20 protein-coding genes are annotated in these 25,764 nt (G+C 44.2%); 13 read left to right on the forward strand and 7 right to left on the reverse strand.

The annotated features are described in order from the left end of the window. Nucleotides 1-244 precede the first annotated feature (244 nt). Complete coding sequence (gene gltB / locus AABK37_RS03480; RefSeq protein WP_432550212.1) at nt 245-4,975, reverse strand: glutamate synthase large subunit; 4,731 nt, start codon at nt 4,973-4,975, stop codon at nt 245-247. Between the two features lie 736 nt (nt 4,976-5,711). Between gltB and AABK37_RS03485 the strand changes: the two genes are divergently transcribed. The 11 genes from AABK37_RS03485 to AABK37_RS03535 all read left to right on the forward strand — a co-directional run bounded on the left by AABK37_RS03485 (nt 5,712) and on the right by AABK37_RS03535 (nt 15,722). Beyond that, nucleotides 5,712-7,778: a phosphodiester glycosidase family protein gene (locus tag AABK37_RS03485; RefSeq protein WP_432550213.1), complete on the forward strand. Its 2,067-nt coding sequence runs from the start codon at nt 5,712-5,714 to the stop codon at nt 7,776-7,778. Then, nucleotides 7,775-8,050, forward strand: coding sequence for a hypothetical protein (locus tag AABK37_RS03490; RefSeq protein WP_432550214.1), 276 nt, complete (start codon nt 7,775-7,777; stop codon nt 8,048-8,050). Before AABK37_RS03485 ends, AABK37_RS03490 begins: the two co-directional genes overlap by 4 nt. Before the next feature lie 211 nt (nt 8,051-8,261). Beyond that, entirely contained in the window at nt 8,262-8,711 is a 450-nt protein-coding gene (locus AABK37_RS03495; RefSeq protein ID WP_432550215.1) for a phosphomannose isomerase type II C-terminal cupin domain, read from the forward strand. A gap of 233 nt (nt 8,712-8,944) precedes the next feature. Next, nucleotides 8,945-9,274 (forward strand): HesB/IscA family protein, encoded by a 330-nt coding sequence (locus AABK37_RS03500; protein WP_432550216.1) that lies wholly within the window; start codon nt 8,945-8,947, stop codon nt 9,272-9,274. Between the two features lie 114 nt (nt 9,275-9,388). Further along, entirely contained in the window at nt 9,389-9,520 is a 132-nt protein-coding gene (locus AABK37_RS03505; protein ID WP_432550217.1) for a hypothetical protein, read from the forward strand. Between the two features lie 38 nt (nt 9,521-9,558). After that, nucleotides 9,559-9,942, forward strand: coding sequence for a 30S ribosomal protein S12 (gene rpsL, locus AABK37_RS03510; protein ID WP_006196398.1), 384 nt, complete (start codon nt 9,559-9,561; stop codon nt 9,940-9,942). Between the two features lie 398 nt (nt 9,943-10,340). Beyond that, a complete protein-coding gene (rpsG, locus tag AABK37_RS03515) occupies nt 10,341-10,811 on the forward strand; it encodes a 30S ribosomal protein S7 (RefSeq protein ID WP_039742496.1) in 471 nt (156 codons plus the stop codon). 182 nt (nt 10,812-10,993) lie between these two features. Continuing rightward, nucleotides 10,994-13,072 carry an elongation factor G gene (gene fusA / locus AABK37_RS03520; protein WP_432550218.1) on the forward strand — a complete coding sequence of 693 codons (2,079 nt, stop codon included), beginning with the start codon at nt 10,994-10,996 and terminating at the stop codon, nt 13,070-13,072. Nucleotides 13,073-13,095: 23 nt separating this feature from the next. Continuing rightward, on the forward strand, nt 13,096-14,325 hold the full coding sequence (tuf, locus tag AABK37_RS03525; protein WP_432550219.1) for an elongation factor Tu: 1,230 nt from the start codon (nt 13,096-13,098) through the stop codon (nt 14,323-14,325). 188 nt (nt 14,326-14,513) lie between these two features. Next, the gene (gene rpsJ, locus AABK37_RS03530) at nt 14,514-14,831 is read left to right on the forward strand and encodes a 30S ribosomal protein S10 (protein WP_008232935.1); all 318 of its coding nucleotides are present in this window, start codon (nt 14,514-14,516) and stop codon (nt 14,829-14,831) included. Nucleotides 14,832-15,074: 243 nt separating this feature from the next. Continuing rightward, on the forward strand, nt 15,075-15,722 hold the full coding sequence (locus tag AABK37_RS03535; protein WP_432550220.1) for an LON peptidase substrate-binding domain-containing protein: 648 nt from the start codon (nt 15,075-15,077) through the stop codon (nt 15,720-15,722). 56 nt (nt 15,723-15,778) lie between these two features. Here the strand turns inward: AABK37_RS03535 and pheA are convergent, their stop codons facing one another. Further along, a complete protein-coding gene (pheA, locus tag AABK37_RS03540) occupies nt 15,779-16,651 on the reverse strand; it encodes a prephenate dehydratase (protein WP_432550221.1) in 873 nt (290 codons plus the stop codon). A gap of 99 nt (nt 16,652-16,750) precedes the next feature. On the opposite strand from pheA, the gene AABK37_RS03545 reads away from it, so the two are divergent. Both AABK37_RS03545 and AABK37_RS03550 read left to right on the forward strand, forming a co-directional pair. After that, nucleotides 16,751-17,380, forward strand: a complete 630-nt coding sequence (locus tag AABK37_RS03545) for a Uma2 family endonuclease (RefSeq protein ID WP_432550222.1) — start codon at nt 16,751-16,753, stop codon at nt 17,378-17,380. Nucleotides 17,381-17,631: 251 nt separating this feature from the next. Further along, the gene (locus AABK37_RS03550) at nt 17,632-18,219 is read left to right on the forward strand and encodes a DUF1997 domain-containing protein (RefSeq protein WP_432550223.1); all 588 of its coding nucleotides are present in this window, start codon (nt 17,632-17,634) and stop codon (nt 18,217-18,219) included. Nucleotides 18,220-18,357: 138 nt separating this feature from the next. Here the strand turns inward: AABK37_RS03550 and AABK37_RS03555 are convergent, their stop codons facing one another. From AABK37_RS03555 to AABK37_RS03575, 5 genes are all read right to left on the reverse strand, one after another. Next, entirely contained in the window at nt 18,358-19,029 is a 672-nt protein-coding gene (locus AABK37_RS03555; RefSeq protein WP_432550224.1) for a ribonuclease HII, read from the reverse strand. A 15-nt stretch (nt 19,030-19,044) separates the two neighbouring features. Then, nucleotides 19,045-21,177, reverse strand: a complete 2,133-nt coding sequence (locus AABK37_RS03560; RefSeq protein WP_432550225.1) for an Rne/Rng family ribonuclease — start codon at nt 21,175-21,177, stop codon at nt 19,045-19,047. 346 nt (nt 21,178-21,523) lie between these two features. Then, the gene (locus AABK37_RS03565; protein WP_432550226.1) at nt 21,524-21,649 is read right to left on the reverse strand and encodes a hypothetical protein; all 126 of its coding nucleotides are present in this window, start codon (nt 21,647-21,649) and stop codon (nt 21,524-21,526) included. Nucleotides 21,650-21,733: 84 nt separating this feature from the next. Next, complete coding sequence (locus AABK37_RS03570) at nt 21,734-24,451, reverse strand: TIGR03960 family B12-binding radical SAM protein (protein ID WP_432550227.1); 2,718 nt, start codon at nt 24,449-24,451, stop codon at nt 21,734-21,736. 574 nt (nt 24,452-25,025) lie between these two features. Continuing rightward, the gene (locus AABK37_RS03575; RefSeq protein WP_432550228.1) at nt 25,026-25,355 is read right to left on the reverse strand and encodes an STAS domain-containing protein; all 330 of its coding nucleotides are present in this window, start codon (nt 25,353-25,355) and stop codon (nt 25,026-25,028) included. Between the last annotated feature and the right edge of the window lie 409 nt (nt 25,356-25,764).

Consider the following 25,764-nt stretch of genomic DNA (forward strand, 5'->3'; position numbering starts at 1 on the left):
AAAAACTAATATATAATTCTATTTCATTTGTGAAAATTGATAATTTCAGATCCCCGATTTATCCAAGAAATCGGGGATCTTATTTTTTCACAAATCCTAAACGGACTGCTATCTGATTGTAGGGACAATTCATGAATTGTCCTTTGGAGCTGCGGTATCCTTGTGTATTACATCGAACAACAGAACCGCTATATATCATGGTAGAGACGTTCCATTGGAACGTCTCTACGAAGGACATGATATTCTAAACTGAACTGAGTTGTTTTTCGGCAATAAACTGGGGATTTGCCTCTGGACTATCAGCTTCAGAAGGGGGAACCAACTGCCAAAACTTGGGTAAGAATTCTTGCCAGTTTTGCAAAATCATCTTCGCTTTTGGTGAATTAGTGCGATCGCCATGTGCTTTGATTAATTCTTGCAGTTGCTTTTCACCAGCTTCGGTAATCACCCGCTGAAGTTTGACGATTTCCCGATTAACTAACTCAGGAAATCCACCCTCTTCATCTAAGAAATACGCAAGTCCACCAGTCATCCCAGCAGCTACGTTGCGTCCAACTTTACCCAAGACGACAATTACACCACCAGTCATATACTCGCAGCAGTGATCTCCTGCACCTTCAATTACTGCCGTACCTTTAGAATTACGCACCGCAAAGCGTTCTCCCCCCTTACCGTTGGCAAACAATACTCCACCGGTAGCACCATAAAGGCAGGTATTGCCAACTATCACATTTTGTGCTGGGTTATAGTTAGCATTTGCCGGGGGTTTAATAATGATTTCACCACCGTGCATTCCCTTACCTACGTAATCGTTTGCCTCTCCTTCTAAGATTAAATTCATGCCTGGAAGATTGAATGCACCAAAACTTTGTCCGACACTACCTTTAAAGATGAGGTTAATTTGCCCTGCAAAGTTATTGTCGCCGTATTGAGATGCGATCGCTCCCGCTAATCTTGCACCGACTGTTCTATCTGTATTGACTATTTTCCAAGTCTTCGTCACAGTAGATTGCTTGTCAATCGCAGCTTGAATATCTGCATCGGCTAACAATTCATCATCCAAAACCACACCGTTGCTATGAACTTCTTCATGCTGCAACCAGCTACGGTTTTCTTTAGCGTCGGGCAACTTCAGCAAGCAGTCGAGATTTAGCGATCGCGTTTTCGTCAGCTTAACCTCTTCCCTCTGTTTCAATAAATCGGCACGTCCAACGATTTCCGAAAGGGTTCGATAACCAAGTCGCGCTAACAGACTCCGCACTTCTTCCGCAACAAAATAGAAGAAGTTGACTACGTGTTCTGGCATACCAGTAAACCGTTTCCGCAGTTCTTCTTTTTGCGAAGCGACACCTACAGGACACTTGTTGGTATGACAAATTCGCGCCATAATACAGCCTTCAGCAATCATGGCGATCGAGCCGAAACCGAATTCTTCACCACCCATCAACGCACCGATTACCACATCCCAACCAGTCTTAAAGCCGCCATCAACGCGCAAAATTACGCGATCGCGCAAACTATTTTCCATCAACACGCGATGCACTTCACTCAATCCGAGTTCCCACGGGGAACCAGCGTGTTTAATCGAACTTAAGGGAGATGCGCCCGTGCCGCCATCGTGACCGGAAATCTGGATGATATCGGCGTTTGCTTTTGCCACACCAGCCGCAATTGTACCGATACCAATTTCCGCAACCAGCTTCACCGATACCTGTGCTTTCGGGTTAATTTGGTGCAAATCAAAAATCAACTGCGCCAAATCCTCAATCGAATAAATATCGTGATGCGGTGGTGGGGAAATCAGCGTTACTCCAGGCTTAGAACGGCGTAACATGGCGATGTAAGGACTAACCTTTGTTCCTGGAAGTTGTCCACCTTCACCCGGTTTTGCACCTTGAGCGATTTTGATTTCGATTTGTTTAGCGCTCATTAAATACCCAGGTGTCACCCCAAAGCGTCCGGATGCGACTTGCTTAATCGAACTTGAAGCAGTATCGCCATTTTGCAAACCTTTCAGGTGCGGTAGTGTAGGCGAGTAACCATCTTCTACATCATCCAGAACTTTAAAGCGTACCGGATCTTCGCCACCTTCCCCAGAATTAGATTTTCCGCCAATTCGGTTCATGGCGATCGCTAAAGTTTCATGAGCTTCTCGCGATAAAGCACCTAAAGACATACCGCCGGTGCAGAAGCGCTTGACAATCTCAGTTACAGATTCTACTTCTTCTAGGGGGATGGGTTGGCGATCGCTTTGCAAGTCTAGCAAGTCACGCAACGCCGTTATCGGTCTATCTTGCAAATACTTCTTATATACCTCGTAATGGTCATAAACAGTTTTGCTTGAAGCCCCGTTTTCAGCTTTAGCCATCCCGACAGCATTATGCAGCGCTTTTGCCAATTCCGGACTGTTCATGTGATACTCGCCACCACGACGGTAATTGACAAAACCTAAGTTTTCTAACTTCTTAGTTGTCAGTTCCGGAAAAGCCTTACAGTGGAACGAAAGCACCTCAGTAGCGAGTTCGCTGATACTCAAACCACCCACGCGGGAAGTAGTACCATAAAATCCCAACTCTAATAAATCTTGACCGATGCCGATCGCCTCAAAGATTTGCGCTGCTTGATAACTAGATAGCAGAGAAATTCCCATCTTCGAGAGAATTTTCAACAAACCTGCTTCCACCGCTTTGCGATAGTTACCAAAAGCTTGCTCTAAAGTGAAAGTGGTAATTGTACCACGTTCCATAGCCTTTTGCGTCTTCGGTTCTAACCACCAATCGCGTACAGTATCCAAAGCCAGATAAGGACAAACCGCACCAGCACCGTAGCCAATTAGACACGCAAAATGATGTGTACTCCAACACTGAGCCGTATTCACCACCAAGGATGCTTTCATTCGCAACCCTTCACGAATTAAGTGATGGTGTACCGCACCCACCGCCAACAAAGGCGGAATATAGGTGTATTCTGTACCGATGCCGTCACTTACCTTGTCACTCAGAATTAAAATATTCGCACCAGCTCGCACCGATTCCACAGCTTGTGCTTGTAAAGCCTCGACAGCTGCTTTCAGCCCATCTGGACCTGCGGCTATTTCAAACAGCGTTGACAACTCAGCGGTAGCAAATCCCGACAGCTTGATTGCTGACAACTCTGCTGTATTCAACACGGGCGATTCTAGCTTCAGCCTTTTAGCATATTCCGGCTTCGGATCTAATAAATTACCCCTTTCACCCAATTCTACTTTCAACGACATCACCAAGCTTTCCCGCAAAGGGTCAATTGCCGGGTTTGTCACTTGAGCAAAGCGCTGTTTGAAATAGTCATACAGCAAATGGGGTTTTTCAGACAGTACCGCTAGAGGTATATCATCCCCCATACAGAAAGTCGCTTCTTTCCCATCCATCGCCATTGGCTGAATTACCATTTCCACATCTTCTGTGGTGTAGCCAAAAGCAATTTGATGTTGCAATCGGGATGGCGAAACCCCGCTCATACTCTCTATATCATTGGTTGTAGAATGTCCGTTACCGTTGACTGCATGATGTCCGTTGCCATTACCATTAACAGACGATTCACCGACTAATGACTTCATATCTTGACGGTACTTTTGCAACCATTCTCCATATGGCTGCTGTTTGGCGATGCGCTGTTTAATTTCCCAATTTTTCAGCACCTCATGGCTTTCTAAATCCACGGCAATCATTTGCCCAGGTCCGAGTCTGCCTTTTTCGACAATATCGGCTTCTGGTAAGTCCACTACCCCAGCTTCAGAAGCGACAATGATATAGTCATCTTTGGTGATACAATAACGAGCCGGTCTTAAGCCATTGCGGTCAAGTGTTGCACCGACTTTCCGACCATCGCCAAATACCAAAAGTGCTGGACCATCCCAAGCTTCTTGCAGACCGCTGTAGTATTCGTAAAAATCGACAATTTCTGGGAAATTACTTAAATCAGGTTGATTGCGGTAAGCCTCTGGAACCATAATCATCAACGCTTCCAGTGGGCTGCGTCCAGACTGCACCAATAACTCAACTACGTTATCTAAAGTAGCTGAGTCACTGTTATCGATGTGAACAAAAGGCTTGAGTTCTTCTAAGCGATTCTCCCATACTGGATGATTCAGACATGCTTCTCGTGCCATCATCCAATTGATGTTACCCAATAGCGTATTAATTTCACCGTTGTGACCCAAAAGCCGCATTGGTTGCGCTAAGGGCCATTTGGGCATAGTGTTGGTACTAAAGCGGCGGTGATATACAGCCCATGCACTTTTATAAGCCGGATTTTTTAAATCGAGATAAAAGTCTCCCAATACAGCAGAACGCACCATGCCTTTGTAGACAATTGTCCGACTCGACAAAGAGCAGATGTATAAATCTTCCCAAATGTGTTTTACAGCTTTGAAAATCAGACGACGAGCAATATATAATTGTCGTTCCAATTCATCGCCACTTTTATCGGAAGCTAGCAAAACTTGTTCAATTTGGGGTTGATTTTCTCTTGCTTGTATCCCCAATAAATTAGATTGCACCGGCACTACTCGCCAGCCCAGTACAGTCAATTTTTCTGACTCAGCTACTTCCTCAATTATTGTCTTACATGAAAGCGCTGTTTCTATATCTTGCGGTAGAAATATCATTCCTACAGCAATATTTTTGGTAGAAGTCAGTTCCACACCTTTTGTGGCAAACTCAGCTTGGAACAACTCCCAAGGAATCGCTGTCAATATTCCCGCACCATCACCGGAATCTTGGTCTGCACTACAACCACCCCGGTGTTCTAAACAAGTCAAAGCAGCTAAGGCAATACTTACAAGTTCATGGCTACCTTGGTTTAGGCGATGGGCGATAAAGCCCACACCACAAGCATCTCGTTCTTCTACTAACCATCGAGGACCCTGGTAGTTACACCTTGAAGACGTATCCGAAAATGTCATTTGTTGGTCTTGATTCATGGGTTGATTATTCATATTTTATTGCTGATAACTTGAGTTATGAATTTTGCCACTACTGTGAAAAAAAATTTCTCACATTGAAAAATGCAAAAATAGAGAATTACCTAAAATTAGGAAAAAAAAATCTAACTTCAGGTTTATTTTTTGGTTCACCCGTGTTAAACTAATCGCGTTATTTTTTTTGTGTTTATTTTCTGGAGAATCAACAGTCTTTTATTTATATCGTGAAGCTATGTATTTCCTCAATTAGCTGTTTTTAAATCAAAGTTACTTTTTTGGTATAGTCTTTATCGACCGACCTGGAACAAAACGGGTTTTTAAAGCTTCACTGTTTTTAAAGCTGAAATTCTTTATATTTAACAATATTTAGCAGCGTATTACACTATATGCCCATTTGACAATTCCTAAATCTTTGTTGTTATGGAAATTTTGCGTTTCTACCCATTGCCACCTGTGTTACTACCACCACTACCTCGCTTAAGTTGCAACCATCCGTAAGGATGGAAGACTTAAATTCAACTTTAATCACCAAGACTACCGCTATCGTCTGGTTGGCTTAAAGTGTTAGTCAACACACGGAAATTGCAGTGGTTTTGGTAGGTAAACTACTCGTTGAATTTTATAAAATACAACACTCCAAGATATAGATTATCACGTTGTAGTTCAAACTTGATGTCAGGATTTTTTGATATTAAGAAACATTAGTTAATTCATCTTGTCCGTAATAGTTTTCCAAATTACCTAGTAAGTTATGGTGAAAATGCTCAATTTTTGCCGAGAAGAAGACCGTAAAGCTATTGCTAATAAGGGCAATAGAAAATTTTTTTCAACTTTTGTCTCGCCAATAATTTCAACAGTACTGTGCTTATCTGCTACCTTTCCCACTCTTGCCCAGCAGTCTCCGGTAGAAGTAAAATTAGCACCGATTTTGACTCAACAGTTACCTCAACCTCCTTTGACAGGGGTGATCTCTTATGGTAATCAAATTTTCCTCAATGGTCGTACCTTACCAGGTATTTGGTTACAAAAACGTTCTAAATCAGGCTCATTTAGCACTTATCTAAGTGATGGGGCACTCAGGCAATTAGTTGGAGTAGATTTTTTAAACAGCAACAATCCCAGCAAACAGCCAGTACAGTGGTTTTCGCTTCAGACAAAGCCAGTGGTTTTAAGCAGCGTCTTGGCAGGAGGATATCGGTATTTAGATATCACTAATTTTGCAAAAACATCTCAATGGCAGATGCAAGTTAATGGCAACACATTGGTGATTTCCACCCCAGTCGCAAAAGTAACAGATATTAGTCAAAGTCCACAATCTTCAACTGTTGGCGTTGCTTCTCTTCAACAGGCTCGCATCGTTGTAAATTTAGATCGCCCTACTGCTTGGCAAATTAGACAAGAGTTACCAATTAAAAAAGCGCTGCCACCCGACCCGGATACAGTCACCCCCAAAACCTCCGCACCGCCAAATAGAGAGTGGATACTTACCTTAGATGGCATCGCCGATCCGGTTTTGCTGCAACGCTATACTCCTCCTGCACCAGCACCAGCACCATTACAACTGCCAAATTTTCTCAAACAATTACCACCAGTAATAATACCAGCACCAATTCCGGAAACAACCCCGGAACCGATTCCAGAACCACTTATTCAACAAGTGGAAGTGGTCAACAACCAAACGATAATTCATTTGAGTGTCCCCTTTGGTCTAGCGCCCCGGATAAGTACTATACCAAACCCCGATCGCCTGATTGTTGATATTCGCCCCGATGCATTAATAGAAAAAGATATTACCTGGGCGCAGGGGTTGCGCTGGCGACAGCAGATTGTCAATTTAGGCACAGAACGATTTCCGGTTGTTTGGTTAGAAGTTAATCCCCGCACCGTGGGATTAAAGCTGAAACCAATAATAACCAACCTCAATACTCTTACAGGGACTGCCCCTTTAATTCAAACAGCGCAACAATACTTAGCCGTAGCTGGAATTAATGGTGGTTATTTTAACCGCAATAATCGCTTACCTTTAGGTGCGATTCGTCGGGATAATCAATGGTTATCTAGTCCAATACTCAACCGAGGAGCGATCGCTTGGAATGACTCCGGACAATTTTACTTTGGTCGTCTCACCTTAGCAGAAACCTTAACCACCTCCAATAACCAGCAGCTACCGATTTCATTTGTCAACAGTGGTTACGTTCAAAGCGGTATCGCCCGTTACACCCCCGCATGGGGAACCTACACCTTCCTTACCGACAACGAAATCATTCTCGTCGTCCAAAATAACCAAGTTACCAATCAATTCTTAGGCGGCAAAGCTGGTGACGCTAGCATCCCTGTCAATATTCCTCAAAATGGCTACCTGCTAGTCTTGCGCGGTAACGCCGTCAATAATGCGAATCTATTGCCCATTGGCACTAGCTTACGCATTTCCAGCACCACCACTCCCGTTGATTTTAGCCGTTACCCCAACATTATTGGCGCAGGACCGCTATTAGTACAAAATAATCAAATTGTCCTTGATGCCAAAGCCGAAAAATTCAGCGATGCCTTTATTGCCGAAAAAGCGATTCGCAGCGCCATCTGTACAACAGCAACAGGCACAGTAATGATTGCTGCCGTTCATAATCGCGCAGGTGGTGCAGGTCCCACCTTGACAGAACACGCCCAATTGATGCAGCGTATGGGGTGTGTGAACGCCCTTAATTTAGACGGCGGTAGTTCTACCAGCCTGTACTTAGGAGGACAACTACTCGACCGTTCCCCCAACACCGCCGCCCGCGTCCACAACGGAATCGGTATTTTTCTCCAACCCCGATGAGGGAGAGGGGGAGAGGGGGGGAGGGGGAGACAAGGAGACAAGGAGACAAGGGAGACAAGGGAGACAAGGAAGAGGAATTTCCCCCTTGTCCTGTGCCAGACGCCTCAACGTTCGTGACCTCCGCACGGCGCTGGCTCCCCTTGTCCTGTGCCAGGCGCCTCAACGTTCGTGACCTCCGCACGGCGCTGGCTCCCCTTGTCTCCCTGCCCCCTGCCCCCTGCCCCTCATTCCCCCACTCCCCCACTCCCCCACTCCCCCACTCCCTTTCTTAAAGGTTAGTCAAAGCTTTGCTCTTACTTAATGAAGACTTGGTGTAGATACAGAAATTTCAGTAGTTACCGATTACACCATTTAATGTGGTTCTGCTATGTTTGGCAAAGGTGAACTGAATTGCTTATTTTCACGGTTGCTACATTGCGCCATATTTTTTCATCAATGGTAAAGAGTACAAGCAATTTGTCATGTCTCCTAATGAGGTAACTTATGGCTCAATTTTCTGAAACAACACAAATCAACACACTGCCCATACCTCCAGCCGGCACTCCTAGAGGCGTTGCTGCAACCGAGTTGCGTCCTTGGGGTTCTTTCACGGTTTTGGAAGAAGGGCGCGGATACAAAATCAAGCGCATCGAAGTTAAGCCGGGACACCGCCTTAGCTTGCAAATGCACCATCACCGCAGCGAACACTGGATTGTCGTTTCTGGTACAGCTAAGGTAGTTTGTGGCGATCGCGAAGTGGTACTAAGCAATAATCAGTCAACCTACGTACCTCAATGTACAACTCACCGTCTAGAAAATCCTGGTGTCATTCCTTTGGTGTTGATTGAAGTCCAAAATGGAGAATACTTAGGCGAAGATGATATTGTGCGCTACCAAGATGACTACGCCCGTACTAATGATGAAAACTCAAAGACCGCTGTCAAAAGTAGATAATTCGCCTTTGTGTTTCTATCATATCTCGCAGGTCGCCCCGATCGGCTTGGAAGCCTGGACGCGGCTGTGCGTAAGTGTCGGCGTTCATAGCGGATTTTGGTGAGTAAAAAACGTCTTTGCTAACTGGGCGTGTCAATCGCGATTGAAAATATCAAAGGTTTGCAAAGCAGCCTTAAATACTAACCCCATCTGTAATATGAAGATGGGGTTTTCAACTTAAGAACGTAAATTTTATGATTGAACTGAGTCAAGCAGCCGTCAGCGAAATTGGGCGATTAAAATCAAAGCAGCTGCTGTCAAATATTTTCGTTCGCTTGGCAGTCAAACCCGGTGGTTGTTCGGGGTGGTTTTATGATATTTCTTTTGATGATGCGGTGAAAGATGACGATCGCCTCTTTGATTCTCACGGCATCCGAATACTCATAGACCCTGCCAGCTTAGATTATATCAATGGTTTAATACTCGATTATTCAGAGGATCTTATGGGCGGTGGTTTTCGCTTTCATAATCAAAGAGCGATCGCTACCTGTGGCTGCGGCAATTCTTTCTCTATCAGTCAGTAGATAGTGGATAGTGGGGCATAGGGCATAGGGCATGGGGACAAGGGGACAAAAAGACAAAAAGACAAGGAAAAATTTATCCGATTCCCATTACCCATTACCGATTACCCATTACCAATGACGGCAGGTGCCTCAACGGAGGGAACCTCCGCACGGCACTGCCTACCCAATGCCCCATGCCCCATGCCCTACAACCAACAAATATTTGACACAAAACCCCCAGAAAACGATATAATAAGGATTTGTTGAAAACTTAGACCTTAAAGCAGCTTCACGCGCTGTAACTCATGCCAACCATACAGCAGCTCATCCGAACTGAACGCGAAAAAGCGCGTCAGAAAACCAAGTCCCCAGCTCTGAAGCAATGCCCTCAACGTCGAGGCGTTTGTACAAGAGTATACACAACTACACCGAAAAAACCGAACTCAGCTCTACGTAAAGTAGCACGGGTACGACTGACTTCGGGATTTGAAGTCACAGCTTACATTCCCGGAATTGGTCACAACCTGCAAGAGCATTCCGTTGTGATGATTCGTGGCGGTCGGGTCAAGGACTTACCAGGCGTGAGATACCACATAATTCGTGGCACCTTAGATACAGCCGGAGTCAAAGACCGCAAGCAAGGTCGTTCCAAATACGGAACCAAGCGTCCGAAAGAAGCGAAAAAATAGAATGATAGTTAATTAATCGCATTAAATAGCGATTAATTGCTTCAGCTTTGTGTATAGCGCCAAAAAACGGTTAACGTTAGTGTAGACGTAAAGCAGCTTCCCCAAGGGTATGCTTGTTTGCCGGAGGCTTGCTCAGAAACGGCAGCCATCAGAGATGGTAGCTAGTTTAGGTGAAATCAAGTTAAATTGGTAAAGCTTCCACCTACACCCGGTGCGTGCAGGATTTTTTAGAATGCTGAAGAGCGACAGCAGCATTTTAATTTTGTTTGATATTAAGGTATATAATATTGTCGCCTTGTTGTGTCAAGTTTTGGGCAACAAGTTAAGTTGAGAGAGCGTCGCAGCGATCGCATGTAACGCATATAATCTGGTTCGCAAATCCGAAGTAAGGGTAAAGTATGTCTCGTCGTGGTGTTATTAAAAAGCGCCCAGTTCCGTCTGACTCCGTGTATAACAGTCGTCTTGTTAGCATGATAATTCGGCGGATAATGCGTCATGGCAAGAAATCACTTGCCGCCCGGATTGTTTATGATGCTTTAAAAACAATTGAGGAACGCACTGGAGCGAATGCCTTAGAAACCTTTGAAAGAGCAGTGCGAAATGCAACGCCTTTAGTAGAAGTAAAAGCTCGTCGGGTTGGTGGAGCAACCTATCAAGTACCGATGGAAGTACGTAATGATCGCGGTACCACCCTAGCATTGCGCTGGCTGGTGCAGTTTTCAAGGGCTAGACCCGGACGCACAATGGCAAGCAGACTGGCAAATGAATTAATGGATGCTGCCAACGAAACCGGAAACGCCATTCGCAAACGCGAAGAAACGCACCGGATGGCTGAAGCTAACAAAGCTTTTGCTCACTATCGTTACTAACTGGCATTCTTACCTGTGTTACATAACAGGATGCCTAAACTACGTAGAGAACCGATATATCGCTAGTAAAAAAGCGGTATATCGTGGATTTCTATAAAAAAAGGCGGTTTTCCGTAAAAGTATACAAACTTAACAAAGTGTAATATACAAGATATCATGAGGCGAAAACTTAGGAGGCAGCTGTGGCACGTACGATCCCACTAGAGAAAGTACGCAACATTGGGATTGCGGCGCATATAGATGCGGGCAAGACAACAACAACAGAGAGAATATTATTTTACTCTGGCATTATTCACAAAATCGGTGAAGTCCACGAGGGAACAGCCGTAACAGACTGGATGGAACAAGAGCGGGAGCGGGGAATTACCATCACTGCCGCTGCGATTACAACCAGTTGGAAAGATCATCAAATTAACATTATCGATACACCGGGTCACGTTGACTTCACGATTGAAGTTGAACGTTCGATGCGGGTGTTGGATGGTGTAATTGCAGTATTTTGTTCAGTGGGCGGCGTGCAACCGCAGTCAGAGACAGTGTGGCGGCAAGCAGACCGTTACAAAGTGCCTCGGATCGCCTTTATTAACAAAATGGATCGCACAGGGGCGAACTTTTATCGAGTTCACGATCAGATGCGCGATCGCCTGCGGGCAAATGCGATCGCCATTCAGCTGCCCATCGGTGCCGAAAACGACTTCAAAGGCATTGTTGACTTAGTGCAGATGCGTGCATACATCTACAACAATGACCAGGGAACAGATATCCAAGAAACGGATATCCCCGCCGACATGCAAGAAAAAGCGGAAGAATACCGCGTCAAGTTAGTAGAAGCAGTGTCAGAAACCGATGACGATCTGATGACCAAGTACTTCGAGGGCGAAGAACTAACAACAGAAGAAATCAGTACTGCTCTGCGTAAAGGCACCATTGCAGGTACGATTGTCCCAGTACTATGCGGTTCCGCCTTTAAAAATAAAGGCGTGCAATTGATGTTAGATGCAGTTGTAGATTACCTGCCAGCACCAACTGAAGTACCGCCAATTCAAGGCACGCTGCTGAATGGTGATACCGTTGAGCGTCGCGCTGATGACAACGAACCTCTATCGGCTTTGGCATTCAAAATTATGGCTGACCCTTACGGTCGCCTTACCTTTGTCCGTGTTTATTCTGGGGTTCTCAAAAAGGGTAGCTACGTCCTCAACGCCACCAAGAATAAAAAAGAGCGGATTTCCCGTTTGGTGGTTTTGAAAGCAGATGAGCGGCAAGATGTCGAGGAACTGCGTGCAGGTGATTTAGGAGCCGCGTTGGGATTAAAAGATACCTTGACAGGTGACACCCTTTGTGATGACGGCTCACCAGTTATTCTGGAATCGCTGTTTATTCCTGAACCTGTCATCTCGGTAGCGGTTGAACCCAAAACCAAGAACGACATGGATAAATTATCCAAGGCGTTGCAATCACTTTCGGAAGAAGACCCCACCTTCCGTGTCAGTGTTGACCAAGAAACAAACCAAACCGTGATTGCAGGGATGGGAGAGTTACACCTAGAAATTCTTGTAGACCGCATGTTGCGAGAATTTAAGGTAGAAGCGAATGTTGGTGCGCCACAAGTAGCTTACCGCGAAACCATTCGTAAAGGTGTCAACAGAGTAGAAGGCAAATTTATCCGTCAGAGTGGTGGTAAAGGTCAATACGGTCATGTTGTCATCAATTTAGAACCCGGAGAACCAGGAACTGGCTTTGAATTTGTTTCCAAGATTGTCGGTGGTATCGTACCGAAAGAGTACATCGGACCTGCCGAACAAGGAATGAAAGAAAGCTGTGAAAGCGGTGTTCTCGCTGGATATCCATTAATTGATGTCAAAGCAACGTTGGTTGATGGTTCTTACCACGATGTAGACTCGTCGGAAATGGCTTTCAAAATCGCTGGCTCAATGGCGATGAAAGAGGCTGTCATGAAAGCCTCACCTGTCCTGTTAGAGCCTATGATGAAAGTTGAGGTAGAAGTTCCCGAAAACTTCCTTGGAGATGTTATGGGCGACCTCAATTCCCGTCGTGGGCAAATTGAGGGGATGGGATCTGAGCAGGGAATTGCCAAAGTAACTGCTAAAGTACCATTGGCAGAAATGTTTGGCTACGCTACTGACATCCGGTCTAAAACCCAAGGTCGGGGCATCTTCTCAATGGAGTTTAGCAACTACGACGAAGTGCCTCGTAACGTGGCAGAGGCAATCATTGCTAAAAGCAAAGGGAACGCTTAATTAGATAAAGGAAACGAGGATTAATGGCACGCGCAAAGTTTGAAAGGAATAAACCCCACATAAATATCGGTACTGTTGGGCACGTTGACCACGGTAAAACTACTTTAACAGCAGCTATCACGATGACCTTAGCTGCTTTGGGTCAAGCTGTGGCTAAGGGTTACGATCAAATCGATAACGCACCCGAAGAAAAGGCACGGGGTATTACAATTAATACCGCTCACGTTGAGTACGAAACCGAAAATCGTCACTATGCTCACGTAGACTGTCCCGGACACGCTGACTATGTGAAGAACATGATCACCGGTGCAGCACAAATGGATGGAGGCATCCTTGTAGTAGCTGCTACCGATGGTCCCATGCCCCAAACTCGCGAACACATTTTGTTAGCAAAGCAGGTGGGTGTACCCAGCTTGGTTGTCTTCTTGAACAAAGAAGACTTGATGGATGACCCAGAACTATTGGAACTAGTAGAACTAGAACTGAGAGAATTGCTTTCTAGCTACGATTTCCCTGGTGACGACATCCCCATTATCAAAGGTTCTGGTCTGCAAGCTCTGGAAGCTATGACCAAGAATCCTAAGACCCAACGCGGTGAAAATGAGTGGGTAGATAAAATCTATGAGTTGATGGACTCTGTAGATTCGTTTATCCCCACTCCTGAGCGAGATGTCGATAAGCCTTTCTTAATGGCGATTGAAGACGTATTCTCCATCACAGGTCGTGGTACTGTTGCCACAGGTCGGATTGAGCGGGGTATAGTCAAAGTAGGCGATAACGTTGAACTAGTGGGTATCAGAAACACTCGCGCCACTACCGTAACTGGTATTGAGATGTTCAAGAAGAGTCTTGACCAGGGTATGGCTGGGGATAACGCCGGTGTACTATTGCGCGGTATTCAGAAAACTGATATTGAACGCGGTATGGTGCTAGCAAAACCCGGTTCGATTACTCCCCACACCCAATTTGAAGGTGAAGTGTACGTGCTGACAGAAAAAGAAGGTGGTCGCAAGACTCCATTTTTCTCTGGCTATCGTCCTCAGTTTTATGTGCGGACAACAGACGTAACAGGCACGATTACAGCATTCACTTCCGATGATGGCAAAGAGGCAGAAATGGTGATGCCTGGAGACCGGATTAAAATGAGTGTGGAATTAATCAACCCGATCGCTATTGAACAAGGTATGCGCTTCGCTATTCGTGAAGGTGGTCGCACCATCGGTGCGGGTGTCGTATCCAAAATCCTGAAGTAACACTTCTGTAATTTAATCAAAATATGGAGCAGAGATGGTATAATGCCTCTCTGCTCCTTTCTCTGACCTCAAATTTAGGGAGTGGGGAATAGGCAGTAGGGAATAGGGTAAAAAAAGAAATTACCACTCACTACTCCCTACTCCCCACTCCCCAGTCCCCTAATTAATCAGAACCTGGACAATTAAAGATGGCAACTCTACAACAGCAGAAAATTAGAATTCGCTTACAGGCTTTTGACCGCCGCTTACTGGATACATCTTGCGAGAAGATTGTAGACACAGCTAACCGGACTAACGCTACAGCCATAGGACCGATTCCTTTACCAACAAAACGCAGAATTTATTGCGTACTGCGATCGCCTCACGTCGATAAAGACTCACGAGAACACTTTGAAACTCGCACCCATCGCCGCATTATTGACATCTATCAGCCTTCTTCTAAAACTATTGATGCTTTGATGAAACTTGATTTGCCATCTGGTGTGGATATTGAAGTGAAATTGTAAATGGATAGTGGGGCATGGGGCATAGGGCATGGGGCATAGGGCATGGAAAAAATCTCCCATTGCCCATTGCCCATTGCCCATTGCCCATTGCCCAACATCCTTAGTATGAATATTTACAAAGCCCTGAAGAAATATGTCTCAGGGCTTTTTATTTAGCCGGAAAACAAATGGTAGAATGTAAGCAATAAACGGGAAAAGCAAAAAATAATATCTTTTAAAGATTAAATTTATACCAAGGCAACAATGGCATCTTCTTCTAAAATTGCGGTTCGCGAACTACCTCTGTTCCCGTTACCCGAAGTAGTTCTATTTCCTACCAGACCATTACCACTACATATTTTTGAATTTCGCTACAGAATCATGATGAACACGATTCTGGAGAGCGATCGCAGGTTTGGTGTTTTGATGTACGATCAAGCAAAAGGCACAATTTCCAACGTTGGCTGCTGTGCGGAAATTATTCATTACCAACGCCTGCCAGATGACCGCATGAAGATGCTAACTTTAGGACAACAAAGATTTCGCGTCCTAGAATATGTCAGAGAAAAGCCATATCGTGTTGGTTTAGTTGAGTGGATTGAAGACCACCCACCAAGCAAAGATTTACGACCTTTAGCAACAGATGTAGAACAACTGCTGCGAGATGTTGTGCGTCTATCATCTAAGTTGACCGAACAAAATATCGAACTACCAGAAGATTTGCCAGACTTGCCGATAGAATTATCTTACTGGGTAGCGAGTAACCTTTATGGTGTAGCCCCAGAGCAACAGTTATTGTTAGAAATGCAAGACACCGCAGCTCGCTTAGAACGCGAAGCAGAAATTTTGACTTCTACTCGCAATCATTTGGCAGCTCGGACTGTTCTCAAAGACACCTTTAATGATAAATAATGAGTTAATAGTCAACAGTCAACAGTTAAAGTATCTTTAGACTTTAGACTGTTAACTTATAGAGCGTTGGCTGGTAGAACATTGTAACTACCAAAAATTTTTAATACTTCTGTGTGAGTGCTTAATTCAGCCAAAGCAGATTGCATTTTTTGCTCGGTGGAATCTGCTTCTAAATCAATAAAAAACAAGTATTCTCCGAGCGATCGCTTTGTCGGGCGAGACTGAATTTTGCTAAGGTTAATATCAAGTTCGGCAAATATTTGTAACGGTTTAACCAAAGAACCCGGTGTATTTGCAGGCATACTGAAAGCCAAAGAAGTATGACTAGCACTTGCTGAAGCTATTCGATAAGCTGTGTCTACTTCAGTTTGACTTACCACCAAAAAGCGAGTACAGTTTTCTGGATAGTCGTTAATTCCCCTAGCTAGTATTGGCAAGTTGTACAATTGCGCCGCCCTACTAGATGAAATCACTGCTGCCGTTTTGTCGTGTTCTAAGCGTTGTAGCGGCTCGGTTGTAGAATTAGTGGGAATCAGCTGCACGCTAGGCAGATATTTTTCCAACCATCGCTGACATTGCGCTAAAGCTTGCGGATGAGAAGAAACTGTTTTAATGTTATCTAAGCTACTAGCGCCGGAAATTAACGCATGAGCGATCGGCATTACCAACGCCATCTGAATTCGCAAAGTTTCCAGTTGCCATAGCCAATCCAGCGTCATTGTCACGCTTCCTTCTATAGAATTTTCCACAGGCACAACAGCCAACTGTGCATTACTTTGAGCAACAGCTTGGAGTGACTGGGCAATGCTGGGATAAGGACACAAGTTAGCTTCAATTCCCTTGTTTTTCGCCAGCCAGTTGAGATAAAAAACAGCCGCTTGTTCTGCGTAAGTGCCAGGAGGTCCTAAATGTGCAATCGATTGATTCATCGTTTTTAGCCTTTAATTACCGTTTATATTCATAACAGATAACAAGAGCGGCTGAAACTATCGGATCGCAAAAAGCTGAAAATAATCCAAAAATGATTTATGACTCAAGCCCAAGTCGAACCCAAACTATACAGCTTCGATGAATTTATAAGTTGGTATCCCGAAAATTCATTCAACCGGTACGAACTGCACGACGGAGTAATTATCGAAATGCCCAAGCCAAAGGGAAAACATTCAAATCTAACAGGTTCCCTTATCGAGCAACTATTGATAATTATCAGGCAGAGTGGCTCTGGCGGCATCTGGACTATTCCCAGAGAAGCGATCGCCAAACCCAAACGGGAAAAATCAGGTTATGAGCCGGATATCATCGTTTTGAACAAAGAAGTTCTTGGGGCAGAACCCCGGTGGGAAAGCGAATCGATTATCCAAAATCCTGATTCGGTCAAATTAATCGTCGAGGTTGTTTCAACTAATTGGCGTGACGATTACTACGATAAACTTCGGGATTATGAAGAAATGGGCATCCAGGAATATTGGATTATCGATTATGCAGCACTGGGGGCAAGAAAGTTTATCGGCAACCCCAAGCAACCGACAATTTTTGTTTGTAACTTGGTTGATGGAGAATATCAGATGACTTCATTTACAGGAAACACTTTAATTGTTTCCCCGACCTTCCCCCAATTCAACTTGACCGCACAGCAGATTTTCGATTTGGCTTCGTAGGTGGTTGAAAATAAAATTTAAATTCTTTGTATGAATAAAGCTCAGTATTTGGCGAAAAAATCGATAACTATAACTGAGGTTAGATGTTGAGAGACAACACTGAAGGATATACTAAAATAACATTTTGCTACGCAATTGCACGTAAAGTTAACAGTATTAAGGAGTTAAAAGTTCATCAAGTAACTTTATAATTAGTAATTTATTGGCAAAAAAATTTAAAATTATTTTACTATACGCAATTTCGTTTGCTCATGGCTACCAGGTTTACTGCCTCTTTATCGGTTGAAATCGCTGTTCCAGAGCAGCCGATTCCCATTCAGCATTACTTGCGTCAACCGCAACGCCTAGTTAATGCTTTAGTTGACCCCACTCGCATTCAGCAACTTTCGGAAGAAGTATTTCGCTTAAAAATGCGTCCGCTGACTTTTATGACACTCAGTATTCAGCCAACTGTAGACATGAGAGTTTGGGCAGAATCAAATGGAACTATTTGTTTGCGATCGGTGGGTTGTGAAATTCTTGGTGTTGAATATATTAACCAACGTTTTGCTCTAAATTTAAAAGGGTATTTATCTCCCCACGAGCGATCGGCTGACACTCTCTTAAAAGGAAAAGCTGATTTAGAGGTGCAGGTTGAGTTACCACCGCCATTTTCCTTCATGCCAACATCGATTTTAGAAACTACCGGCAATGGTTTGCTAAAAAGTGTTTTGATGACAGTTAAGCAAAGATTGTTACATCAACTATTGGCAGATTATCGTCGTTGGGTAATATCGCAAACTAAGGAAATAGAAGTTGATGATAACAGTACTAAATTACCTATCCTCGGTACAGAGTAATTGTTGCTAGTTGACTTTTGATCGTCAACATAATTCATAATTACAATCGGTGGGGGCTTTGACACGAAGTAATTATGAATTATGAATTATGAATTAATAATTATTTGGTCAACTAACAACCAACAATTAACTCTTTACTCAAAGCTGAATTTGGCAAGGACGAAATGAGCGACGATGCAGCGGGGAAGCACCGTAGTGTTGCAGCGCGGTTAGATGTCGCTGGCTACCATAACCTTTGTTTTGTTCTAGGTCATACATAGGGTATTTTGATGCCAGACGCATCACCAAATCGTCACGCCACACTTTCGCAACAATACTAGCAGAGGCAATGGTAAGCGATCGCTCGTCACCTTTGACTATTGTTTGTTGCGGCATTAACAAGCCTTTCACCAATTGATTGCCATCAATTAAGCAAAGTGCAGGCTGTACCTTCAGCTTCAGCACGGAACGCTTCATTGCTAAAAGTGTTGCCTGCAAAATGTTTATAGAGTCAATTTCGGCAGTTGAAGCAAAACCGATTTTCCAGTCTATCGCCAATGCACAAATTTGCTGCGCTAACTGAATTCTTCGAGAACTAGACAGCTTTTTACTATCTTTAATTTTAGCCGCCATCAGAACGGGTATTGCGCTTTCTGGTAGGATAACTGCTGCCGCAACTACAGGACCAAATAGCGCACCCCGCCCCACTTCATCTACACCTGCAATCAACCCTTGTTGAATATCTGAATAGCCAGACAATTCCAGCCAAATCGATTCTCCGGGAGATGTTTTTGATCCTAAAGAAACGACAGCTTGCTTTTTCTGTACCATTACAAAACTTAACTTTTAGGCATCAAGATCCATAGAACCCCGACGGCGACGACGACGTTTGTCAACAGGGGGGCTGTTAGCTTCAGTTTCATCGACAATCGCGGCAAAACCCGATGGTTGAGTTACATTCTCAGTAAACAATTCCGGTTGTGGTTGTGGTTCTGGTTGTGGTTGTGGTTCTACTTTTGGCTCAACCTTCTTAATTGGAGTTAGTCCAATATTTACTCTTTCGGGAATATTTACTCTTTCCGGAGCAGTTGATTCGGAAGTACTTACTCTTTCGGGAGTGCTGACTTCTGAGGTAAATTCAGGCGGTGTAGTTGGAGTTTGTCCTGGTGGAGTGACGTTAATAATCACAGACTTGGGATTTTTGACTTCCCGATTCAAGCGCACCAAAGGAGAAATTCCCATTAAAGCGAAAACATCCTGCTCTTGTGGTGTCATTTCTACAGAAACAATTTCCGGTGGTTCTACCACTGGTTTAACTGGCTCTGCCTTAGTAATTTTTATCCGCTCTGTTCTATCAGTCCAAGGAGCTTTGTTAATACTGGGTAAGGATATTTCTGGAGTTCCTGGTGGTTCCGGTTCGCTATCAATTTCTAAGTCTGGGTCGTTGACAAAAGACAGCGGATTGGCGATAACTCGTGGCTCTTCTTTGCCGTTGCCTCCATTTATACTAATTCGACGACGCCTGCGAACACCACCACCACGCTTGTTATCTCCTATCTCTTGATAGCTGGGATGATTTAGATTCATCGGATTCAATTCCGAGTCAGTATCTAATCCTTCATTAAATCCTTCATAGCTTTCCCGTCGTTCTGTTATGCTGGTTGCTGGTAAACGCGGTTCTCTATGCGGCATAGATACAAAACGCTCTGGTAATTCTGCTGGTGTTGGTAATCTGTTTTCAGTTTCTCCCGGCAGATGTATTATATGCCCTAAACCGCCACAGGTAGGACAAGTTTGACCAAACAATTCGTAGATGTTTTGCCCTTGACGTTTGCGGGTAAGTTCTACTAAGCCTAGTTCGGTTAGTTGAGCAATTTGAGGACGAGCTTTGTCTGCTTTGAGAGCTTTGTTAAAATGTTCTAAGACTTGCAATTGATCGCGGCGCGATTCCATATCGATAAAATCGACGACTATCACCCCAGCAACATTTCGCAGACGTAGCTGGCGAGCAATTTCGGTTGCGGCTTCGCAGTTCGTCCACAAAACGGTTTCTCTAGCTGTTGCCGATCGCGTAAATGAACCTGAGTTGACATCTATCACCGTTAATGCTTCGGTTGGCTCGATGATGATGTAACCTCCAGAAGGCAAATCTACTCTTGGTTTGAGTGCTTCGCGAATTGCGGCATTAATCCGGAAGTATTCTAATATTCCAGAGCGATCGCGGTGATGGTCAATCAACAATCCTTGTGGTGTCTGCCCACCACTCCAATTTTGCAAGTACTGCTTTACTCGCTTCAAACCAGTACTCGAATCTACCACAATCCGATTGACATCCGCGCCATACATATCTCGCAGCACGCGCTGAATAAAATCATCGTCTCGATTCAGTAGTGCTGGTGCGCGGGTAGATTGAGCTTCTTGTTGAATTGCTTCCCACTGCTTTTGCAGCACTTCTAAATCTTCGATAATCGCTTCTTCTGGCTTGCCTTCGGCTTCGGTGCGAACTAACAAACCCATTCCGGCAGGTTTAATCAAAATCGCCAGTGCCCGCAAGCGGTTGCGCTCGCTTTCACTTTTAATCCGACGGGATAAATTTACGCCTCGTCCATAAGGCATCAGCACTACATACCGTCCGGGCATGGTGATATTACCTGTGAGCCTCGGTCCTTTAGTACCTGTTGGCTCTTTCATTACTTGCACTAACACTTTTTGCTGCGGTGTCAGTAGTTCTGTAATTGCCGCTGCGGTACGCTTCAGCTTTAATGGTCCTAAATCTGTTACATGAATAAAGCCGTTTCGCTCTGGATCTCCTATATTAACAAAAGCCGCATCTATCCCAGGTAATACATTTTCTACGACCCCTAAATAAATATCACCTATTTGGTGATGACCGGTGGCTACTACTAGTTCTTGTATTTGATCTTCGGAAAATACCGCAGCAATCTGATGCTGTTCCGCGATTATAATTTGTTTTGGCATTCAATTTCCTCGAAAATTGGCAGCACAAATAGTTCTGGAGTCGGGTTATACCTCTCGCCTCTGCCAGCCCAAAAATGCGCTGCTGATAATAAATATTGCGAATTTCGGCTCAAAGTTAAAGAGCGATTGACTAGGGAGTTGCGTTTACACGCCTGATTATTCCAGAACGAATGCATATTGTTGTAAGCAATTAAATCAACCGTCCGTGGTTGATTTTTGATGCATCGCCATTACCACCTGGGGATTAGGCATTCAGCAATTGTTTGAAAAAGCATAGAGTCATTGCTGACAAAGGCTGTTATTGATTGCTGATTCGACCGCGAATAGCTATAAAAGAGTGTGTTCTTTAATCTGCCTCAGCAAGTCTAGGATAAAATCCTAGAAGTTGCACTTCTTTTATCTTCGGTTTCGCCCCCGGATTATCAGGGTAGTGAACCAGATCGCTCAATGCAGCGCCAGAAATTCTCTTCATCTAATTCTAACGCAACCTTGCTAAAAATCAATTCCCACGATCTACTGTTTGAGGACAACTACTAGCAAGTTGCCCTCATAGGGATTATACTCCCAGAATTAGTCGATTTCGGTGGATGTGCAGCAATTGAAATTCTACATTCGCCACTTGTTCTAGCATAAACAGGATTTGTTCAGGACGCAACAGCGTACCATCATTCCGACAGCTACCCACATAACGCAGGATACCTGTAGATTCTGCGAGTTGCGTTTTAGTTTCTAATAATTCTATATCGAATAGGCGATCGCGCAGATTTATCACATGAGTCTTGCCTGACTTAGTTTTTTGCTCGTACCAAATCTCATCTGTTGTTTTGATTGTATCAATTGATTCTTGCCATTTGGCCGATGGCATCTCTTCCAATGCAGCCACGGTAATCAAATACTCCGCAGCCTCCAAAAGTTGGGTAGCAGCACTTGCTTTTAAATCTAGTTCTTCCACATTATATATTGGTATGTCTGTGGGTAAAGCATCAGCTAACTGTTGGCGGAAAGCCTCTACTTCAACTACTTGATTTAACTCAAAATCGACAATTTCACCACTACTGCTAGCTCCCAATGCCAAGGCATTTGCTAAAGAAATGCGTGGCATCGGATGAAAACCACCAGTAAAAGAAATCGGCAATCCCGCACGTCGCAAGGCTCTATCAAACAAACGAAGTAAATCCAAGTGACTTACTAAAGCCATATCACCCTGCTTGCCAAACCGAACCCGCAGCCGTTGTGCCTTAGTGGTGTTGGGAACAAACTCCCCAGCAAATTCCGGGATTTGCAGTGGAGCTATTACAATATTATGTCCGAAATCGGTGCCGCAAACACCACAATGAGAACAACCATCAAAAGAACAGTCAGGGACGGTTGCTGCTGACAAAGCGCGTTGCAAATCTTCCTTCAGCCACTTTTTGTCAATTCCCGTGTCGATGTGGTCCCAAGGTAGGGGGGTGTCGAGGGAGTGGGGGAGGGGGAGAGGGGGGGAGGGGGGGGACAAGGGAGACAAGGGAGAGGGGGGAGATGAGGGAGATGAGGAAGCAGATTCTCCCTTGTCCTCCTTGTCCTCCAAGGAGTCCCCCTTGTCCTCCTTGTCCTCCAAGGAGTCCCCAAACAAATTCCATTCGCCATTTTCGATTTGGCGGTATTTCCAATTTAGACCGACTTGGGCGATCGCAATTCCCCAAGCTTGATAAGCTTGCTCTACATTGTCATACCAGGAATCCATTCCTGCACCCAATTCCCAAGCACGACGCACTACTTTGGATAAAGTGCGATCGCCTCGTCCAATAAAGTCCTCCATTGCCGAAATTCGCACATCGGTGAAGTTCACCTTTACTGCTTTCATTCGGCGAAATTCTTGGCGTAGTAAATTTTGCTTGCGCTTAAATTCAGCAGTAGAAACTGAATGCCATTGAAACGGCGTATGCGGCTTAGGGGTAAAGTTAGAAATTGTCAAGTTAAAATTTAAAGTTTTTCTCCCCTTAGCCCAACATTCTCGCTTTAGCCAGCTTACTGTTTCCGCTATGCCTATAACATCGGCATCGGTTTCACCCGGTAAGCCAATCATAAAGTATAACTTGATTTTATCCCAACCTTGCTCGCTCGCTGTTTTTACACCGCGCAGCAATTCTTCATTTGTCAAACCTTTATTTACAATATCCCGCATTCGCTGGGTTCCCGCTTCTGGGGCAAAGGTTAGACCACCTTGGCGGGTACCACCTAAGATGTTGGCGATATTTTCATCAAATCTGTCTACTCGTTGACTTGGTAGAGTTAAAGAAATATTCTCATTTTTTAAACGGTTTTTGATTTCCATCCCTACTGCTGGCAGGGACAAATAATCGGAACAACTCAAGGATAAAAGAGAAAACTCATTATAACCAGTTTCCCGCATTCCCTTGGTTATTGCTTCTACCACTTTTTCTGGTTCTACATCCCGTGCTGGTCGGGTAAGCATTCCGGGTTGACAAAAGCGACAACCGCGAGTACAACCGCGCCGAATTTCAATTGTTAGGCGATCGTGTACTGTTTCCATATAAGGAACCAGCCCGGTAGAATATGCGGGTATGGGAGTCGCTACTCTTCGCAAAATTCGTTTTGGCACATCTGGGCGCGAAGGATGAACTGAGCCATCCTCTGCCATATTGTAAAATTGGGGTACGTATACGCCAGGTATCTGCGCCAAGTCTAGCAATAACTCTTGTCGGCTTAAGCCAGATGCTTTACCTTCTGCCAACACCAAGTTAATTTCTGGTAGTAATTCCTCGCCATCGCCCAGGGCAATAAAATCGAAGAAATCGGCGTAAGGTTCCGGATTCGATGTTGCCGTTTGTCCCCCGGCGAAAATTAAAGGATAATTTCCCTCTAATCTTTCAAGCCATGTGAGGGGAATCCCAGCCAAATCCAACATTTCTAGGATATTGGTTGCACCCAGTTCATAACTGAGGCTAAAACCAAGAATGTCGAATTCAGTTAGCGATCGCTTTGATTCTACTGCAAACAGCGGTGTATGCGTTGCCCGTAGTTTAGCTGCCAGGTCTGGTGCTGGTAGGTAAGCGCGATCGCATAACGAGCGCGGCTGGGCATTCAAAATGTTATAGAGAATGATATGCCCTAAGTTAGATGCGCCGACTTCATATACTTCTGGATAAGTTAATACCCAACGTGTTGTCGCCGTATCCCAAGGTTTATGTACTGCACCCAGTTCGTTACCGAGATAACGAGCTGGCTTTAAAATATCCGATGTAATTAAATTTTCAACTGGAACAGCCACTGTGCTATCTTCTAGCTACTTAAATTCTTATGATGCTACACAAAACTTGGTTAAACTTATCTAAGCCTTACCATTCAATCAAGATTGCTCCTGAAGGGTCTGCTTCCTGTTTCACCCAAGGGAGTCGGCTCCTTCTTGTCCACAGGCGTAAATTCGGGTGTAGCCCACCCTAATCAAGATTAAATATGGTTGTTGAGCCACGTCGAAGCACTGGTTGAAGCTTTTAGCCATGAGTCACCCACTATTTTCAACCAATTTAACGAAACGTGGACTTCCCGTTCGACCTTGTAACAGGCTGGTCAGTTTTGACAGAACTGCGGTTTACAAACCGAATAATTAAGCCTTGATTTTCGGCATTAAGGCGATTATACCACCGATCGTACTTCAGCTGAATGACGATTTGGCGTGATAATTTTGGTCAATAATTTTACGATTAAGTCTAGCTCTCACCTCCAACCTTAGCATTGATTAGGTTTGTCAACATCGCTTGAAATAAATTAAAACTTTAGAAACCCGGTTTCGCAGGAGTTACCGGGTTTCTAGGCATCAAATCATATATGATTGCTATATGTTGTCAGACTGCTGGCAACTGTGCCGTACCTTCAATTATTTCAAAAACTTCATCAAGTTGCGTTAATTCAAATATAATTTTTATTGCCGGTGATACAGCGCAAAGGCTAAAACGCCGTCCTAAACTTTGAGCTAGCTTCAGCGCGGAAACTAAAGCCATCAAACCGGCGCTGTCTAAAGATTCTACTGCTGCCAAATCTACAACCAAGATAGAAATATCATTTTGCGTCAAGGCTGCTGTCAAGTCTCGCTCAAATTCTAAGGCGTTTGCGGCATTTAAACAGCTTTGGGGACGAAAAACAGCAATTTTTGCAGATTCTAGTACGGCTTGCATTTTAGATCCTATTAAAATTATTCAACTGTAAAGATAGATGTATTTGACCATAATCTCTTTTCTCTTACATCGACCATTCGTATTACGTCTCTTTGCAGAATCTTTATTACCAGAGCCTATATATTTAAAGATTTTCATAACTGTCTAAAAAACAGTATTTAAATATACAAAATTTTTCCTTTACTTAAAAAACAATCAATATATACAACCCTAGGGTAGATGACTCATCTGTGGTTATGTCTATATACCTTTGTCAACCAATGAGTCAAGCTGATTGAAGCAAGATTCAAGTATCTCTGTGTGTCTCTCTTCCCATTGGCAGATGCCTGATTAATGGCAAATTATCTAACCGATAATATTGTGATTTAGATCACAGGTATATATAGATCTGGATCACTCTCTATACCAG

This window comes from Tolypothrix sp. VBCCA 56010 (assembly GCF_050875635.1).
In the GTDB taxonomy this organism is placed as follows: Bacteria; Cyanobacteriota; Cyanobacteriia; order Cyanobacteriales; family Nostocaceae; genus Hassallia.

Bases quoted from the DNA above. Each gene is read 5' to 3' on its own strand.
- gltB (WP_432550212.1), bottom strand. From the start codon at position 4,975: ATGAATAATCAACCCATGAATCAAGACCAACAAATGACATTTTCGGAT.
- AABK37_RS03485 (WP_432550213.1), top strand. From the start codon at position 5,712: ATGGTGAAAATGCTCAATTTTTGCCGAGAAGAAGACCGTAAAGCTATT.
- AABK37_RS03490 (WP_432550214.1), top strand. From the start codon at position 7,775: ATGAGGGAGAGGGGGAGAGGGGGGGAGGGGGAGACAAGGAGACAAGGA.
- AABK37_RS03495 (WP_432550215.1), top strand. From the start codon at position 8,262: ATGGCTCAATTTTCTGAAACAACACAAATCAACACACTGCCCATACCT.
- AABK37_RS03500 (WP_432550216.1), top strand. From the start codon at position 8,945: ATGATTGAACTGAGTCAAGCAGCCGTCAGCGAAATTGGGCGATTAAAA.
- AABK37_RS03505 (WP_432550217.1), top strand. From the start codon at position 9,389: ATGACGGCAGGTGCCTCAACGGAGGGAACCTCCGCACGGCACTGCCTA.
- rpsL (WP_006196398.1), top strand. From the start codon at position 9,559: ATGCCAACCATACAGCAGCTCATCCGAACTGAACGCGAAAAAGCGCGT.
- rpsG (WP_039742496.1), top strand. From the start codon at position 10,341: ATGTCTCGTCGTGGTGTTATTAAAAAGCGCCCAGTTCCGTCTGACTCC.
- tuf (WP_432550219.1), top strand. From the start codon at position 13,096: ATGGCACGCGCAAAGTTTGAAAGGAATAAACCCCACATAAATATCGGT.
- rpsJ (WP_008232935.1), top strand. From the start codon at position 14,514: ATGGCAACTCTACAACAGCAGAAAATTAGAATTCGCTTACAGGCTTTT.
- AABK37_RS03535 (WP_432550220.1), top strand. From the start codon at position 15,075: ATGGCATCTTCTTCTAAAATTGCGGTTCGCGAACTACCTCTGTTCCCG.
- pheA (WP_432550221.1), bottom strand. From the start codon at position 16,651: ATGAATCAATCGATTGCACATTTAGGACCTCCTGGCACTTACGCAGAA.
- AABK37_RS03545 (WP_432550222.1), top strand. From the start codon at position 16,751: ATGACTCAAGCCCAAGTCGAACCCAAACTATACAGCTTCGATGAATTT.
- AABK37_RS03550 (WP_432550223.1), top strand. From the start codon at position 17,632: ATGGCTACCAGGTTTACTGCCTCTTTATCGGTTGAAATCGCTGTTCCA.
- AABK37_RS03555 (WP_432550224.1), bottom strand. From the start codon at position 19,029: ATGGTACAGAAAAAGCAAGCTGTCGTTTCTTTAGGATCAAAAACATCT.
- AABK37_RS03560 (WP_432550225.1), bottom strand. From the start codon at position 21,177: ATGCCAAAACAAATTATAATCGCGGAACAGCATCAGATTGCTGCGGTA.
- AABK37_RS03565 (WP_432550226.1), bottom strand. From the start codon at position 21,649: ATGAAGAGAATTTCTGGCGCTGCATTGAGCGATCTGGTTCACTACCCT.
- AABK37_RS03575 (WP_432550228.1), bottom strand. From the start codon at position 25,355: ATGCAAGCCGTACTAGAATCTGCAAAAATTGCTGTTTTTCGTCCCCAA.